The organism is Phenylobacterium sp. FG114 (assembly GCF_057809855.1).
This window is the reverse complement of the sequence record NZ_JBMDKU010000003.1, coordinates 246802-260768: the sequence shown is the minus strand read 5'-3', so window position 1 is coordinate 260768 and position 13967 is coordinate 246802. Positions and strand designations below refer to the sequence as shown.

The following is a 13967-nucleotide window of genomic DNA, read 5'->3' as shown; positions in this document are numbered from 1 at the left end:
TGGCCTCCTCCGGCGTGCGCCTATTCCGCGGCGGCCTTGGCGTGTGCGTCCTGGCCGAAGACGCGGGCGAAGACGGTGTCGACGTTCTTGAAGTGGTAGCCGAGGTCGAAGAGCTGTTCGAGCTCGGCGTCCGAGAGGGTGATCTCCGGGTCGGCCTTCAGGAAGTCGAGGAAGTTCCCTTCGCCGCGCCAGACCTTCATGGCGTTGCGCTGAACCGCGGCGTAGCTGGCCTCGCGGCTTAGGCCCTTCTGGGTGAGGCCCAGCAGGACGCGCTGCGAGTGGACCAGGCCGCCCAGGCGGTCGAGGTTCTTCGCCATGTTCTCCGGGTAGATCACCAGCCGCTCGATCACGCCGGCCAGGCGGCGCAGCGCGAAGTCGAGGTGGACGGTCGCGTCGGGGCAGATGCCGCGCTCGACCGACGAATGGCTGATGTCGCGCTCGTGCCAGAGGGCGACGTTCTCCATGGCCGGAACCACCGCCGAGCGGACCAGGCGGGCCAGGCCCGTCAGGTTCTCGGTGAGGATCGGGTTGCGCTTGTGCGGCATGGCCGACGAGCCCTTCTGGCCGACGTCGAACGGCTCCTCGGCCTCCAGCACCTCGGTGCGCTGCAGGTGGCGGATTTCGACCGCCAGCCTTTCGATGGAGCTCGCCACGACCGCCAGGGCGGCGAAGTAGGCGGCGTGCCGGTCGCGGGGGATCACCTGGGTCGAGACGGGCTCGACGGCGAGGCCCATCTTGTCGGCGACGTAGGCTTCGACCTCGGGGGCCACGTTGGCGAAGGTGCCGACGGCGCCGGAGACCGCGCAGGTGGCGATCTCGAACTTGGCCATGGCCAGGCGCTCCTTGGCGCGCTGGAACTCGGCGTAGTGGCCGGCGAGCTTGAGGCCGAAGGTGGTGGGCTCGGCGTGGATCCCGTGGCTGCGGCCGACGGTGGGCGTCAGACGGTGTTCGTAGGCGCGCTTCTTCAGCGCTGTCAGCACCATGTCGACGTCCTCGATCAACAGGTCGGTGGCGCGGACGAGCTGGACGGCGAGGGTGGTGTCGTTGACGTCGGACGAGGTCATGCCCTGGTGGAGGAAGCGGGCCTCGGGACCCACGATCTCGGTGACGTGGGTGAGGAAGGCGATGACGTCGTGCTTCACCTCGCGCTCGATGGCGTCGATGCGGTCGGCGTCCCAGATGGCGTCGCGCCCCTTTTCCCAGATCACGCGGGCGGCCTCTTTCGGGATCACGCCCAGGTCCGCCATGGCGTCGGCGGCGTGGGCCTCGATCTCGAACATGATCTTGAAGCGCGTCTGGGGCTCCCAGATCGCGGCGGCTTCCTTGCGGGCGTAACGAGGGATCATGGGCGGGGTGTCTGACGACACCCCGCCCGGAGTCAATGTTGTTTAGTGGCGGTACGAGAGCCGGAAGTACATATAGCGGCCCGGCGCGTCGTAGGCGTTCGGGTCGTAGTTGTTGAGGCTGCAGGTGACGCAGCCCGGCGGGTCCTTGTCGAACAGGTTGTTGACGCCCACCGCGAGCGAGAGGCCGTCATCGATGAAGCCGGGCGTCCAGCGGATCTGGGCGTCGGCGTAAAGCCGCGATTCCAGCTTGTTGGGATCGCCGGCCTCCTGGACCGAGGAGATGTAGCGGGCGCTGACCGTGGCGCCGAAGTCGCCGCGGTCCCAGTCGACCATGAAGTTGGACTTCCACTTCGGGTAGGCCTGGTCGGGGCTGCCGCGCTCGGTGCCTTCCCGTTCGATGGGGATCAGGCCGCTAGACGCCGGGACGTACTCGGTGAACTCGAGCAGGCGGCTGGAGTACCAGTGGATGCCGAACTGGCCGATATCCCATTGGGGCGAGGCCCAGACGACGTTGAAGTCCACCGACCGGGTCTTGATGCCGCCGATGTTGATCAGCGGATTGGCGATGCCGATGACCTGGCCGGAAGAGCTCCGGGTAATCGTGGCGCACGACAGGGCGTCGGCGGTCTGGGCGCAGCGGTCCAGCAGGGACTGGCCGTTCTGCGCCTGGATGGCGTCGTCGAGACGGATGCGCGAGTAGGCGACCTCGATCGAGCCGCCGCTGGCCCAGCGCTGCTCCTTCAGCCAGGACGGCGCCCACACGCCGCTGAAGTTCCAGCTCTTGCTGGTCTCGGGCTTGAGGTTGACGTTGCCCGAGGTGATCACGCCGATCTGGGCGTTGAGCTGGGTGTAGCTGCCGTTGGCGGGCACGCCCGCGGCGATGCAGTTGGCCCGGACGTTGGCCGGCGTCGCGGCGCTGAAGCCCGAGCAGGGGTCGACGACCACCTGGTCGAAGCGCGAGGCGCTGCCGAACAGCTCGCCGATCGAGGGGCTGCGGAAGCCCTCGCCGTACGAACCGCGGAACAGCACGTCCTCGACCGGCTTCCACGACAGGCCGGCCTTGAAGGTCGAGTCCGTTCCCGAGGTGGAGTAGTCGAACCAGCGGCCGGCGACCGAGGCGTCGAGGCGGTTGAAGAACGGCATGTCCGCCAGCAACGGGATGCGCAGTTCGCCATAGGCTTCCTTGACGGTGATCTCGCCGCTGGCCGGCTGGGCCGGGATGTCGGACGAGAGGCCCGCCGCGACGATGGCGTCGGGCGTGAAATAGCCCTCGTTCTTGCGGCGTTCGAGGCCCACGGCGAACGCCAGCGGACCGGCCGGAAGGTCGAACAGGTCGCCGGTCAGGTTGGCGGAGAAGTCGGTCAGCTTCTGCTGCGACACGTCGTGCTGGGTGAAGCCGATGAAGGCCAGCATGGCCGGGGTGATGGTGCCCGCGCCGCCGAAGATGTTCAGCGGGGTGCAGGCGCCGGTGCACTGGGCGACGGGCCCGAGGGCCTGCTGCACGCGCTGGGCGTTCACGTTGCCGGTGAAGGTCTGTTCGGCGTGGTTGCGGGAGTAGAGGGCGTTGACGTCCCAGTTCCACTGCCTGTCACCGACGTCGAAGGCGCCGGAGAGCATGCCAGTGACGTTCCAGGTGTCGACTTCCTGGGAGTAGTGGCGCGGACCCGCCTCGACCAGGCGACGGCCGATGAAGGCGTAGGTGCCGTTCGTCAGCGAGAAGCCGAAGGGGTTGAAGGGGTTGGTCGCGTCGATGCTGACCGTGTCCAGCAGGTTGCCGTTGCCGGCGTCGGGACCGACGAACAGCGGCAGCGGGGCCGCCTGGTTGGCCGACTTGCGCTGGGTGTAGCTGGAGCGGACCCGGAACTGGATCTTGTCGGTGATGTCCTGGACCACCGAGCCGAACAGGCTGACCCGCTCGGACGGAATGGTGATGTAGTTGAACGGCTGGAAGTTGAAGCGGTCGGCGGTGGTGAAGCCCTTGAAGCTGCTGGCCGCGCCGGTCGGATCTCCGGGCACGTAGGTCGGCCGCTGGCCGGGCTGCAGCGCCTGTTTCAGCGTGAGGTTCAGGTCCTGGCCGGTGTTCGGGTCGCTGACGATGAAGCGGCCCAGCGGGGTGCCGGACGAGCAGCCGCCGTCGCAGGCCGTGCCGAAGGGGGCGGGGAAGCGGCTGATCTTGCGGTCGGCGGCGAACACCGGATCCTGCTTGAAGTAGCCGCCACCGACGACGATGTGGGTCGAGCCCGAGCCCACGCCCCAAGAGACGTTGTACTCCTGGTTGAAGCCGTCGCTGTGGTCGGTGGTCCCGACCTGGGCGGAGGCCGTGAAGCCTTCCTGGCGATCCTTGGTGATGATGTTGACCACGCCGGCGATGGCGTCGGAGCCGTAGATCGGCGAGGCGCCCTCCTGCAGGACCTCCATCCGGCTGATCATCGCGCTTGGAATGGTGTTGAGGTCGACCGAGCCCGGGACGCCCGAGGCCGCGGCGCCCGGCACCCAGCGCAGGCCGTCGACCAGCACCAGCACGCGGCGGCTGGAGAGATAGCGGAGGTCGATCTCGGCGGAGCCGGCGCCGACGCCGCCGCCGTCAGGCGGATTGCCCAGGTTGCCCGAGTTGTTGAACTTCGAGTTCAGGCCGCCGGCGGCGGACGGGATGCGCTGCAGGACGTCGACCGTGGAGGTGAGGCCCTGCTTGGCGACGAGCGCCTCGTCGATCTGGACGACCGGCTGGGCCTGGTCGAGCGGGCTGGTGCGGATGCGCGACCCGGTGACCACGATCTCCTCGACGGAGTTCCCGGTTTGGGCGGAAGCGGCTCCCGCGCCCGCGCCCAAGGCGATCAGGACCGCCCAAGAGGCGGCCTGAGCAAACTGATTTCGCATGAAAAGATCTCCCCACGACCGGCGTGCGCCGGCCGCTTCATGACGGAGAGATGACCATTTCAGCAACGAGTCGTGTCAATCCAGCAACACGCACGTCGGGCGCAGTTTTACCGCTTGGGTTGCAGCTAAGCCACAACTCGCCGGCGTTGGCGGATCGTGGCGCCGGCCATGCCGAATCCCGCGATCATCAGCGCCCAGGCGGACGGCTCGGGCGCGGCCGAGATCGGGCTCCCGCCAATGCCCTCGAACTCGACGCCGCCGTACTGAGGCAGATCGGGTTCGTTGACCCGCAGCGCCTGGAAGTTGGAGCCGCCGCCGGAGCTGAACAGGCCGCCGCCGGTTCCGACCTTGGGCTTGTCGATCTCGAGCACCAGGGTCAGGTCGCCGTCCTCGGGGTTCCAGACGAAGTCGAAGCCGTCGAACGACAGCTCGTCGCCGGCGATGCCACCCATGTTGTAGCGGCCCCAGGAGCCGAGCTCCTGGCCGCCGACCTGGAAGCTGATGCGGAAGGTGGAGCCGTCCAGGCTGCCCAGCACGCCGCGGTCCAGCAGGAACTTGCCCACGGTCATCGGGCCGATGGCGTCCTTGGCGGACCAGGTCTTGGTGAAGACGCCGTCATCGCCGAAGCAGCTGGACTTGCCACAGCCATCGTTCTTGCCGACGTCCAGGATCGTCGCGGCCTGGGCAGAGGCCCCCGACAGCGCGAGTGCTGCGGCGATCGCCGATACTGCCGCCTGGACGTTACGCATCTTCAGCCCCATGAACTCCGTACACCATAAATGACTCATCTCTCGGTAGAATCGCAAGCCCTCGCGCCTCAAGAGGGAATACGATTCCCGCGTGAGGGGAAAATTAACCATAACCCTAGGTGGTGCGTGCTCGGGCGTCTCGAAAGTGGGCTGCTGGTAGCCGCGCGACCTGTTTAGCAGAGGCTCCCAGGAGTGCGCCCGCCGGCGCGGCGCAGGCGTCCAACGACCCGCCGAGGGCGTTGTCGCTCCGATCTCCTCTCCTCCGCGAAGCGAGGGGGTAAGGAGGCGCCGCCCCCCGACCCGCAGCGTCCGTTACGGGAGCGGCTATCGGCCCAGCTGGGCCGCTTCCTTGGCGCAGTCGCGGCTGGGGGGCAGGGCCCTGGTCCGCAGGGCGGCGACCTCGCTGCGCGCGGCGTCCAGGTCGGCGCGGAACTCGGGCTGGGCATGCAGGCGCGCCGCCGTCGCCGCGGCCATGGTGCGGCCCTCCTCGACGTCGCTGGCCCAGTGCACGTTGCAGATCATCCGGCTTTCCCCGAAGGCGCGGCCCCGGGCGAGGATCGCTTCCGCGCGATCGGGGTCGACCTCGGCCAGGACCAGGGCCCAGCCCCAGCCGATCGCCACGTGACCCGAGGGGTACGACCCGTCCTTGCGGAGCACCACGTCCAACGCCGGCGTGCACATCGGCGCGCCGTTGACCGTGAAGGGCCGCGGGCGCTGGTACTTGGTCTTGGTGGGATAGGTGGAGAGGCCGAAGTCGCCCAGCGTGCGGCGCAGCAGTTGGTAGAGCTTGGGCGTGTCGGCCTCGGTGATGGGCACGCCGAGGGCGCAGGAGAACGTGCCCGCCACGTTCGGGAAGCTGAGGTCGGCGTCCTGGGTCGCCAGGTCCCAGCGCGGCGATCCGTGGACCGCTACCGCCGCCTTGGCGGCGTCATCGTCCCGGGCCTGGGCGGCCGAACCGGCCACGGGCGGCGGCGGCACGAGGCCGAGGCTGTTCGGCGCCCCGCCGCGCGGGAGGTAGCCGCCCGTCGGCGCGGCGCGCGCGGGCGCAGCTTCCGTCCCCGCGGGCTGCGCCGAAAGGGTCGTCCAACTGGCGACCAGGGCCGAGGCGGCCAGGGCCGGGATCATCCAACGTCGCATCGCCGTAAAGTCTCCGTCCGGCCTCAGCTGGCCTTCGCCTTCTCGATGTCCTTGGGCAGGGTGATGGCGGCCAGCAGGTAGTGAACGCCGGCCCAGGCGTAGATCAGCAGGTTCGAGACGATGCCCGAGCGGGTGCCCTCGTTCATCGCCGTCTTGCAGGCCGCGGCCACGTCGGCGGCGGCCCCCGCGGCGGCGACGCCGCCCTTGCAGACCTCGAGGAAGTCGCCGGCCATGCCCAGGTTGGTGAAGGCGTGGCGGGCGAACTGGTCGATGCACCAGCCGGTGAAGGGCGGGCCGAAGCCCAGGGCGATCAGGTTGAGCACGAAGAACAGGACGGCCACGGCGGTGGCGCGCATGCGCACGTCCATCACGTTCTGGACCACGCCGAACGTCGGGCCGAGGTAGGTGTAGTGCAGGACGCCGGGGATCAGCAGGATCGCCCAGGCGAGCTGATAGCTCTCACGCGTGTAGGCGAAGATGTAGATCGGCGTGGCCAGGATCAGGCCGATGGCCGGCACGAGGGCGTACCAGCGCACGCTCTTCTTCGAGGCCCAGTCGGTGAGGAAGCCGCCCAGCAGGGTGCCGGCGCCGTTCGAGAGGCCGGCGATCAGCCCGATGGCGAGGCCCACCACGCCCAGGCCCAGGCCGAACTCGCGGATGAAGTAGGCGGGGGCGTAGTTGCCGGTGCCGTAGCCCGCGAAGCTGGCCATGGTGATGCCGGCGGCCATGTGGAACATGCCCCAAGTGCCGAACAGGCGCCTGGCCACTGAGATGATGGAGGGCGGCGGCTCGGCCGTGGTGGCCGGACCCTCCGCGGGGGCTCCGGCCTCGGAGGCCTCGCGGCCCAGGGCGCCGGGCGTTTCTTCGGCCATGGCCAATTGCCTGTCGGACCAGCCGCGGGGCGGCTCCTTGACGAAAAGCTTGATGGCCATGGCGACGAGCACGCCTGGGATCCCCACCACCATGAAGGCCGCCTGCCAGGAGAGGTGCTCTGCGATCCAGCCGCCGGCCATGGCGCCGAACATGGTGCCAAGCGGGATGCCGAACGAGTAGATCGACAGCGCCGTCGCCCGCTTCTTCGGCTCGAAATAGTCGCTGATCAGGCTGTGGGCCGGCGGCGACAGGCCCGCCTCGCCGACGCCCACGCCGACACGGAACAGCAGCAGGTGGACGAAGGAGGTGGCCGTGCCGCAGAGGGCGGTGAAGGCCGACCAGATGACGATGGCGATCGAGATGATGTTGACCCGGCTGACCCGCTCGGCGAGGCGCGCGATCGGGATGCCGAGGGCGGTGTAGAGCAGGGCGAAGGACAGGCCGCCCAGCCACCCGAGCTGCTGGTCCGACAGCTTGAGGTCGACTTTGATCGCCTGGCCGATCGTCGAGATGATCGTCCGGTCGATGAAATTGAAGGTGTAGGCCATTACCAGGAGCCAGAGCACGCTGTTGCGATAGGCCGTGGAGTAGGCGGGCGCTCCCGGCGCGGCGTTGGCTGGCGGCATCTGGCGGTACGCTCCCCGTGGCCCCCGACGCGGGGACTCTGTTGTGGTCGTTGCGTGCGACGTTAGCGGGGGTTTCGAACGGGCGGTAGGGGAACGAAGCGGGGGCGGCGATCACTAAAGATCCTGACAGCGGTGGGGCGGCCCGGCGGCCTAACAGGATGGCCGGATCAGCAACCGGCGGGGCCGCGTGATGACTATCGGATGTGACTTGAGGCGGCGTCTATTCGGCGCGGTGCTGGGGAGCTTGGCGTTGGCCGGCGCAGGCGTGGCGCACGCCTCGGACCATAAGGACAGTCCCAGCGTGATCGCCGACCCGGCGGTGGATATCGGCGACATCTTCGCCTGGACCTCGCCCGACGCGAAGCGTCTGAACCTGGCGATGACGATCGTGGGCCACGGGTTCGCAGAACGGCACAGCTACACGTTCCACGTCGACAGCGGGAAAGCCTTCGGGAAGACGACGGCCACGGTGGACGTGACCTGTCGGTTCGAGGCCGGCGGGGCCGACTGCCGGGCGGGCGAGGCGGAGCAGGTGCGCGGCGACGCTTCGGACCCGAAGGGGATCACGAGCGCCAGCGGCCGGATGCGGGTGTTCGCCGGCCCGCGCGAAGACCCGTTCTTCAACAACGTCCGGGGCACGCGGGAGGCCTACAACCTGGTGTTCGAGCCGCTGCTGGCGGGGAAGATCGCCACGGACGGGGCGGGCTGCCCGGCGTTCGGGGCCGAGCTGTCGAGCCGGATGCTGGACGCCTGGAAGCACACGGCCGGCGGGCCGGCGCAGAACCTGCTGAAGGGCTGGACGCCCGCATCGCTGGTGATCTCGCTGGACATGGGCGTCGTGGCCAGGGGCGGGAAGATGCTGGCGGTGTGGGGCGAAACGGCCTCGGCCAAGGGGCGGATCGACCGGATGGGCCGGCCGCTGACCGGCAATGCGCTGCTGGCGACGACGGGGCCGGACGAGGTCTCGGACGCGCTGAAGGAAACGTACAATCGAACGGTCCCGAGCGACGGCGGGCGGTTCGTGGGCGAGATCGAGAAGGGGCTGGCGCTGTACGACGGCTTCGACGGGCGGTGCGGCAACGCCTGGCTGGCCGAGCCGCTGGCGGGGCCGTCGCGCTACCTGCCGCTGGCGATCCTGCTGGCCGACGACCGGCTGTGGGTGAACGGGGCGTCGGGGCGGTGCGACGGGCTGTTCGCGGTGGAGCTGGCGGCGCTGTCGGGCGACCGCACGCGGGCGGGGTCCTGCGGCGGGCGGACGCCGAACGACGACGCGGTGGACACCTATCGCTCGCTGCTGGTGGGGGGGACGCTGACGGCGGTGAGCGACGGGGTGGACCGGGACGAGCGCGAGCATTCGGCGAGCGTGTTCCCGTTCCTGGCGACGCCGTGATGCGGGCGGCAATGTTCATGGCGGCGGCGCTCTGCATGGCCGGCCCGGCGCGGGCGCACGACTTCTGGATCCAGCCGCGGGCGTTCCGCGCGACGGCGGGGGCGGAGGTTCCGCTGACGCTGCAGGTGGGCGACGGGCCGGACCGAAGCCGCTCGGCGCTCCCGCTGCGGCGGATCATCCGCTTCGACGTCGTGGGGCCGGACGGCGCGGCGCGTGACGCGAAGGCGTCGCTGGACCTGGGCGGCGCGGCGGCGGACGGAGCGGTGAAGCTGGCGGGCGACGGGGTTCACGTGCTGGTGCTGGCGACGGACGCGGGCGGGCGCAGCCGGCTGCCGGCGGCGAAGTTCGAGGCCTATCTGCGCGACGAGGGCCTGACGCCGGCCATCGAGGCGCGGGCGAAGGCCGGCCAGGCGGGACGCGACGGCGACGAGCGCTATGGCCGGGCGGCGAAGGCGCTGGTGCTGGCGGGCGAGGGGGGCGGGGATGCGGCGATGCAGGCGGTGGGTCTGCCGCTGGAGATCACGCCGCTGGCCAACCCCTATGCGCGCCCCGACCGGCTGCCGGTGCGCGTGACCTACGAGGGGAGGCCGCTGGCGGGCGCGCTGGTGAAGTTGACCGACCTGGCGGACGACGCGAAGCCGCCAGCGGAGGTGCGGACCGACGCGGGCGGCGAGGCGGTGTTCGCGATGCCGGCGAAGGGCGACTGGCGACTGGCGGTGGTGTGGACCAAGCCGCTGGAGCCTGACGAGGACGCCGATTTCGAGACGACCTTCTCCAGCCTGACGTTTGGACTCAGCGCACCCTGAAACCCGAGGGCGGCCGGCCGTACGCGTCGCGGAAGGCGGCGGTGAAATGGCTGTGGCTGGAGAAGCCCAGGTCGAGGGCCAGCGCCGTCAGGTCGGGCGCGTCTGGCAGGCGGTCCAGCGCCTGGGCCAGGCGCAGGCGGAGCTGGTGGCGGTAGAGCGGCACGCCCTCCACGGCCTGAAACACCTGGGTGAGGTAGACGGGCGAGCCGCCGGTCTCGGCGGCGATCTCGGCGAGCGTCCAGCGGCGGGCGGGATCGGAGGCCAGGACCAGCTTGGCGCGGTCCACGAGGCGGCGGCGGCCCGCCGTGCCGACCGGCGCGCGGCTGGTGCGGGGCCCGAGCGCGCGGCGAACGAGGCTCAGCGCCAGGTCCTCGGCGGCCAGCGGCTCCAGGGTCGCGGTGCGCAGGCCGTGGCGAAGCTGGGCGGCCACGGCATGGGTGCGCGGATCGAGGCGGCGGCGCTGGCCCTCGAAGGCCGGTCGGCCAGAGCGGCGCAGCAGCGGCTGCGGCGCGAGTTCCAGCAGCAGGTCGGGGCTGAGCGCGAACGACAGGCAGGCATCGCCGCCGGCCACCGGATGGGCGATGCGGTAGCCCTCGTCGGCGTTGAAGAACAGCACCTGGCCGGCCTCGGCCACCGCCTGGTCCGCGCCGACGTGGCGCGTGTAGACGCCGCGGTAAGGGAAGACGAGCTCGGTGGCCGAGGCGCATTCCTCCGGGCTGGCGTGGCGACAGGTTCCGCGGCAACGAATATCGCGAACCGTGAGCGCCGGCGTCTGCAGCAGGATGTCGGCGGCGACCTCGGTCATCGAGGTTTAGGTAGGATGGGCCGCCGCCGTGCTCAAGCTAGCTGACGGTGTCCTCGCGGATCGTGCGGCGGGCCAGCCAGAAGCAGGTGAAGGCCACCAGCCCGAACGAGGCCGAGACGATCAGGGCCCAGCGCACGCCTTCCCCGGGCCCCATGCCGAGGCCCTTGTTGAACCAATCCGACAGGATGCCCACGGCCAGCGGGCCGAGGCCCAAGCCGATCAGGTTGATGATGAACAGCAGGATGGCCGCGGCGGTGGCGCGCATGTGCGGCGGGACGACCGATTGGCCGGTGCCGTACACGGGGCCGTACCAGAGCGTGCCCAGGAAGGCGTTGATGGCGAGGACGAAGAGGGCGATGGCCGCCGAATCGATGCTGACCGCGGTGATGTAGACCGGGATGGTGACGATGCTGGCGATGGCGGGCGCGACCATGTAGGCGCGCAGGTCCTTGCGCCCGTACTTGTCGGCGATCCAGCCGCCCACCCACGAGCCGATGGCGCCCGCGGTGCCGCTGATCAGGCCGAGGGCCAGGCCCAGGAAGCCCACCGATTTCAATCCGAAGCCGTCCGCGAGCTGGGCGATCTCTTCGGCGTGGTTGCGCAGGAAGAACGAGGCGGTGAAGGGCGCGTGGCCGTAACCGATGAAGGCCTTGATGGCGGCGGCGAAGGCGATGAACCAGAACGTCCGGCGCGTGGCGAGATAGGCCATGGTCTGGCTGAAGGTCGCGGAGTTGGCGGCCACCTTCTCGGCATGCTCGCGCATGAGGCGCCGGGGCTCCTTCAGGGTGAAGAAGGCCAGCAGCGCGAAGATCACCCCCGGGACGCCGGCCACCAGGAACGCGGTGCGCCAGCCGTGCATGTCGGCGATCAGGCCGCCCATCACCAATCCCAGGAGGCCGCCGATGGGCGTGCCCATGGAATAGAAGGCCAGCGCCGAGGCGCGCTTTTCCCGGGGCGTGTAGTCGACGATCAACGAGTGGGCGGGCGGGGTGCAGCCGGCCTCGCCGACGCCGACGCCGATTCGATAGACGATGAGCTGGGCGAAGTTGCCGGCGGTGGCGCAAAGGGCGGTGAAGCCGCTCCAGACCGCCGTGGCCGTGCCGATGATCACCGCGCGGTTCTTGCGCTCGGCCAGGCGGGCGATCGGGATGCCGAGGAAGGTGTAGAACACGGCGAAGGCCAGGCCGCTCATCAAGCCCAGCTGCCAGTCGGCGAGGCCCAGGTCGTTCTTGATAGGCTCGGCCAGGATGTTGATCACCTGGCGGTCGAGGAAGTTGATGACGTAGATGCCGAGCAGCAGCCACATGGCGTAGCGGGTGTAGCCCACCGAGAACGGCGAGCCCTCGGCGGGCGCTGCGGGCGCAGCGTTCTCGGCCTTGGGGTCGGCGGCGGGCGACACGGCTTCGGTCATGGGGAGGCGTTCCTCGGTTTCTTTTCTGATTGCCTCGAACTAGATGGCGCCAGGGCCCGGCCCGCAACCGTTCAAGTGTTTCAAATCAGCAGTATGGAGCGACGGCGATGGAACTGGTGATCGGCACGAAGAGGTGGTCCACCTGGTCGCTGAGGCCCTGGCTGGCGCTGAAGCGCTCGGGCCTGCCGTTCACCGAAACCCTGGTGGAGCTTCGCCGGGAGAACAACATGAGCGAGGTCGAGATCCGGGCGCATTCCCCCTCGGGTCTTGTGCCGGTGCTGAAGGCCGACGGGCTGGTGGTCTGGGACAGCCTGGCGATCTGCGAATATGTGGCCGAGAAGGCGCCGGGCCTGTGGCCGAAGGATCCGGCGGCGCGCGCGCTGGCGCGCGCGGCGGCGGCGGAGATGCACTCGGGCTTCTCCTCGTTGCGCGGCGAATGCCCGATGGCGCTGGAGGCCGAGCCGAGGCCCGTGGAGCTATCGCCGGCCACCCAGAAGGACATCCGGCGCATCGCTACGGTCTGGAACGAGATGCTGCACCGGTTCGGCGGGCCGTTCCTGGCGGGTGAGTGGTCGATCGCCGATGCCTTCTACACGCCCGTCGCGACGCGATTCCGCACCTATGGGGTCAAGCTGTCGGACTACGGCGACGCTGGACCGGCCGGGGAATACTGCCAGCGGTTGCTGGAGCAGCCGGAGTTCCTGGAATGGGAAGCCGCGTCGCGGTGAAGCGGGTCGCGGGCCTGCTGCGGGCGGTGAACGTCGGGGGCCGGAAGCTGTTGATGGCCGACCTGAAGCGGGTCGCCGCCGAGGCGGGATTCGAGGCGCCTGCCACGCTGCTGGCCAGCGGCAACGTACTGTTCGGGACGACCCTGACGCCGGCCGCCGCGGAGAAGGCGCTGGAGGCGGCGATCCTGAAGGACCTGGGCCTGGCTACCGACGTGATGGTGCGTGACCTCGACCAGCTGGAGGCGGTGATCGCGGCCAATCCGTTTCCGAAGGCGGCGAAGGACGAGCCGAACCGGTTGATGGCCATGTTCCTGACGGGCGAGCCGGCCGCCGGCCTGGACGTGCTGGAGAGCGCCTGCGTGGCGGGCGAGGAGGTCCGGACCGGGCCCGGCTGCCTGTACATCCGGTTCCCCAACGGAGCGGGGACGTCGAAGCTGAGCAACGTGGTGATCGAGCGCCGGCTCAAGGTGCGGGGCACGGCGCGGAACTGGAACACGGTGGGCAAGCTGGCCGACCTGCTGGCGGCGTAACGCGACCGGCCGGGCCGTCGCGCGGCGCGCAGGCCGCCGCAGATGACCCGCCCGTTCAGGCGGCCTCGCGGACGCTCTCGATGCTTGCGACCTGAAGGACGTGCGAGCGGCCGTCGTCGGTGCTCAGGCTGATCGAATCCCCCGGCGTCAGGCCGAGCAGGGACGCACCCACGGGGGTGACGACCGACATGCGGTCCTGGTCGATATCCGCGGCGTCCGGCAGGACGATCTGCACGCGGCGACGACGACCGGTCATCAGGTCGGTGAACTCGACGACCGAGTTCAGGCGGACGAACTCGCGGGGATATTCGTCGTCCTTGAGCACGATCGCCCGGGCCAGCTCGTCGCCCAGCAGGGCGGCGCCGCGCGAGCTGTTGGCTTCGGCGAGGTTCCAGAGGCGCTCGTACTCGGACTCGGTCACGTAGATGGACGGCTTGCGGAATTGGTGGCTGCGAAGAGACATCTTCGGCTCCTTTGCGATGCGTCGCCGCGGCGTGCGGCGGCGGCGGAATTGTGTGTTGAGGGGATGCGCGCGGGCGCCGGGAAGGGAGGATTTCCGCCGTTCCAGGACCTGAGCGCGCAGGGTTCTCCACTCGGGCCTAGGCCCGCCCGGAAATTCCCTTGTGTATAGGGTTCGCCTTCGTCACCGAGGTCAGCTGAAAATGCTGACGTCTTTCAAGTTGACGGAA

12 protein-coding genes are annotated in these 13967 nt (G+C 69.8%); 4 read left to right on the top strand and 8 right to left on the bottom strand.

All coding sequences use genetic code 11. The features are described from left to right. Window positions 1–20 precede the first annotated feature (20 nt). From purB to ACODSY_RS06595, 5 genes are all read right to left on the bottom strand, one after another. Window positions 21–1346: an adenylosuccinate lyase gene (gene purB / locus ACODSY_RS06615; protein ID WP_488950901.1), complete on the bottom strand. Its 1326-nt coding sequence runs from the start codon at window positions 1344–1346 to the stop codon at window positions 21–23. Window positions 1347–1388: 42 nt separating this feature from the next. Next, window positions 1389–4223: a TonB-dependent receptor domain-containing protein gene (locus ACODSY_RS06610; protein ID WP_488950900.1), complete on the bottom strand. Its 2835-nt coding sequence runs from the start codon at window positions 4221–4223 to the stop codon at window positions 1389–1391. A 125-nt stretch (window positions 4224–4348) separates the two neighbouring features. After that, a complete protein-coding gene (locus tag ACODSY_RS06605; RefSeq protein WP_488950899.1) occupies window positions 4349–4984 on the bottom strand; it encodes a PEPxxWA-CTERM sorting domain-containing protein in 636 nt (211 codons plus the stop codon). A gap of 312 nt (window positions 4985–5296) precedes the next feature. Further along, complete coding sequence (locus ACODSY_RS06600) at window positions 5297–6109, bottom strand: acid phosphatase (protein WP_488950898.1); 813 nt, start codon at window positions 6107–6109, stop codon at window positions 5297–5299. A gap of 23 nt (window positions 6110–6132) precedes the next feature. Further along, the gene (locus ACODSY_RS06595) at window positions 6133–7608 is read right to left on the bottom strand and encodes a spinster family MFS transporter (RefSeq protein WP_488950897.1); all 1476 of its coding nucleotides are present in this window, start codon (window positions 7606–7608) and stop codon (window positions 6133–6135) included. 232 nt (window positions 7609–7840) lie between these two features. Between ACODSY_RS06595 and ACODSY_RS06590 the strand changes: the two genes are divergently transcribed. After that, window positions 7841–8998 carry a hypothetical protein gene (locus ACODSY_RS06590; RefSeq protein WP_488950896.1) on the top strand — a complete coding sequence of 386 codons (1158 nt, stop codon included), beginning with the start codon at window positions 7841–7843 and terminating at the stop codon, window positions 8996–8998. Beyond that, window positions 8998–9804 (top strand): DUF4198 domain-containing protein, encoded by an 807-nt coding sequence (locus tag ACODSY_RS06585; protein WP_488950895.1) that lies wholly within the window; start codon window positions 8998–9000, stop codon window positions 9802–9804. The genes ACODSY_RS06590 and ACODSY_RS06585 overlap by 1 nt, the downstream gene beginning before the upstream one ends. On the opposite strand, the gene ACODSY_RS06580 is transcribed toward ACODSY_RS06585, so the two are convergent. Both ACODSY_RS06580 and ACODSY_RS06575 read right to left on the bottom strand, forming a co-directional pair. Continuing rightward, on the bottom strand, window positions 9791–10609 hold the full coding sequence (locus ACODSY_RS06580; RefSeq protein ID WP_488950894.1) for a helix-turn-helix transcriptional regulator: 819 nt from the start codon (window positions 10607–10609) through the stop codon (window positions 9791–9793). The genes ACODSY_RS06585 and ACODSY_RS06580 overlap by 14 nt on opposite strands. A gap of 37 nt (window positions 10610–10646) precedes the next feature. Next, the gene (locus ACODSY_RS06575) at window positions 10647–12020 is read right to left on the bottom strand and encodes a spinster family MFS transporter (RefSeq protein WP_488950893.1); all 1374 of its coding nucleotides are present in this window, start codon (window positions 12018–12020) and stop codon (window positions 10647–10649) included. Between the two features lie 107 nt (window positions 12021–12127). Here ACODSY_RS06575 and ACODSY_RS06570 point away from each other — a divergent pair, with 107 nt between their 5' ends. Continuing rightward, complete coding sequence (locus ACODSY_RS06570; RefSeq protein WP_488950892.1) at window positions 12128–12748, top strand: glutathione S-transferase family protein; 621 nt, start codon at window positions 12128–12130, stop codon at window positions 12746–12748. Beyond that, window positions 12727–13278 (top strand): DUF1697 domain-containing protein, encoded by a 552-nt coding sequence (locus ACODSY_RS06565; RefSeq protein WP_488950891.1) that lies wholly within the window; start codon window positions 12727–12729, stop codon window positions 13276–13278. The genes ACODSY_RS06570 and ACODSY_RS06565 overlap by 22 nt, the downstream gene beginning before the upstream one ends. A 55-nt stretch (window positions 13279–13333) precedes the next feature. On the opposite strand, the gene ACODSY_RS06560 is transcribed toward ACODSY_RS06565, so the two are convergent. Continuing rightward, the gene (locus ACODSY_RS06560) at window positions 13334–13741 is read right to left on the bottom strand and encodes a GreA/GreB family elongation factor (RefSeq protein WP_488950890.1); all 408 of its coding nucleotides are present in this window, start codon (window positions 13739–13741) and stop codon (window positions 13334–13336) included. Window positions 13742–13967: the final 226 nt, after the last annotated feature.

Excerpts from the sequence above, each read along its gene's own strand:
- purB (WP_488950901.1), bottom strand. The coding sequence starts at position 1,346 with ATGATCCCTCGTTACGCCCGCAAGGAAGCCGCCGCGATCTGGGAGCCC.
- ACODSY_RS06610 (WP_488950900.1), bottom strand. The coding sequence starts at position 4,223 with ATGCGAAATCAGTTTGCTCAGGCCGCCTCTTGGGCGGTCCTGATCGCC.
- ACODSY_RS06605 (WP_488950899.1), bottom strand. The coding sequence starts at position 4,984 with ATGGGGCTGAAGATGCGTAACGTCCAGGCGGCAGTATCGGCGATCGCC.
- ACODSY_RS06600 (WP_488950898.1), bottom strand. The coding sequence starts at position 6,109 with ATGCGACGTTGGATGATCCCGGCCCTGGCCGCCTCGGCCCTGGTCGCC.
- ACODSY_RS06595 (WP_488950897.1), bottom strand. The coding sequence starts at position 7,608 with ATGCCGCCAGCCAACGCCGCGCCGGGAGCGCCCGCCTACTCCACGGCC.
- ACODSY_RS06585 (WP_488950895.1), top strand. The coding sequence starts at position 8,998 with ATGCGGGCGGCAATGTTCATGGCGGCGGCGCTCTGCATGGCCGGCCCG.
- ACODSY_RS06580 (WP_488950894.1), bottom strand. The coding sequence starts at position 10,609 with ATGACCGAGGTCGCCGCCGACATCCTGCTGCAGACGCCGGCGCTCACG.
- ACODSY_RS06575 (WP_488950893.1), bottom strand. The coding sequence starts at position 12,020 with ATGACCGAAGCCGTGTCGCCCGCCGCCGACCCCAAGGCCGAGAACGCT.
- ACODSY_RS06570 (WP_488950892.1), top strand. The coding sequence starts at position 12,128 with ATGGAACTGGTGATCGGCACGAAGAGGTGGTCCACCTGGTCGCTGAGG.
- ACODSY_RS06565 (WP_488950891.1), top strand. The coding sequence starts at position 12,727 with ATGGGAAGCCGCGTCGCGGTGAAGCGGGTCGCGGGCCTGCTGCGGGCG.
- ACODSY_RS06560 (WP_488950890.1), bottom strand. The coding sequence starts at position 13,741 with ATGTCTCTTCGCAGCCACCAATTCCGCAAGCCGTCCATCTACGTGACC.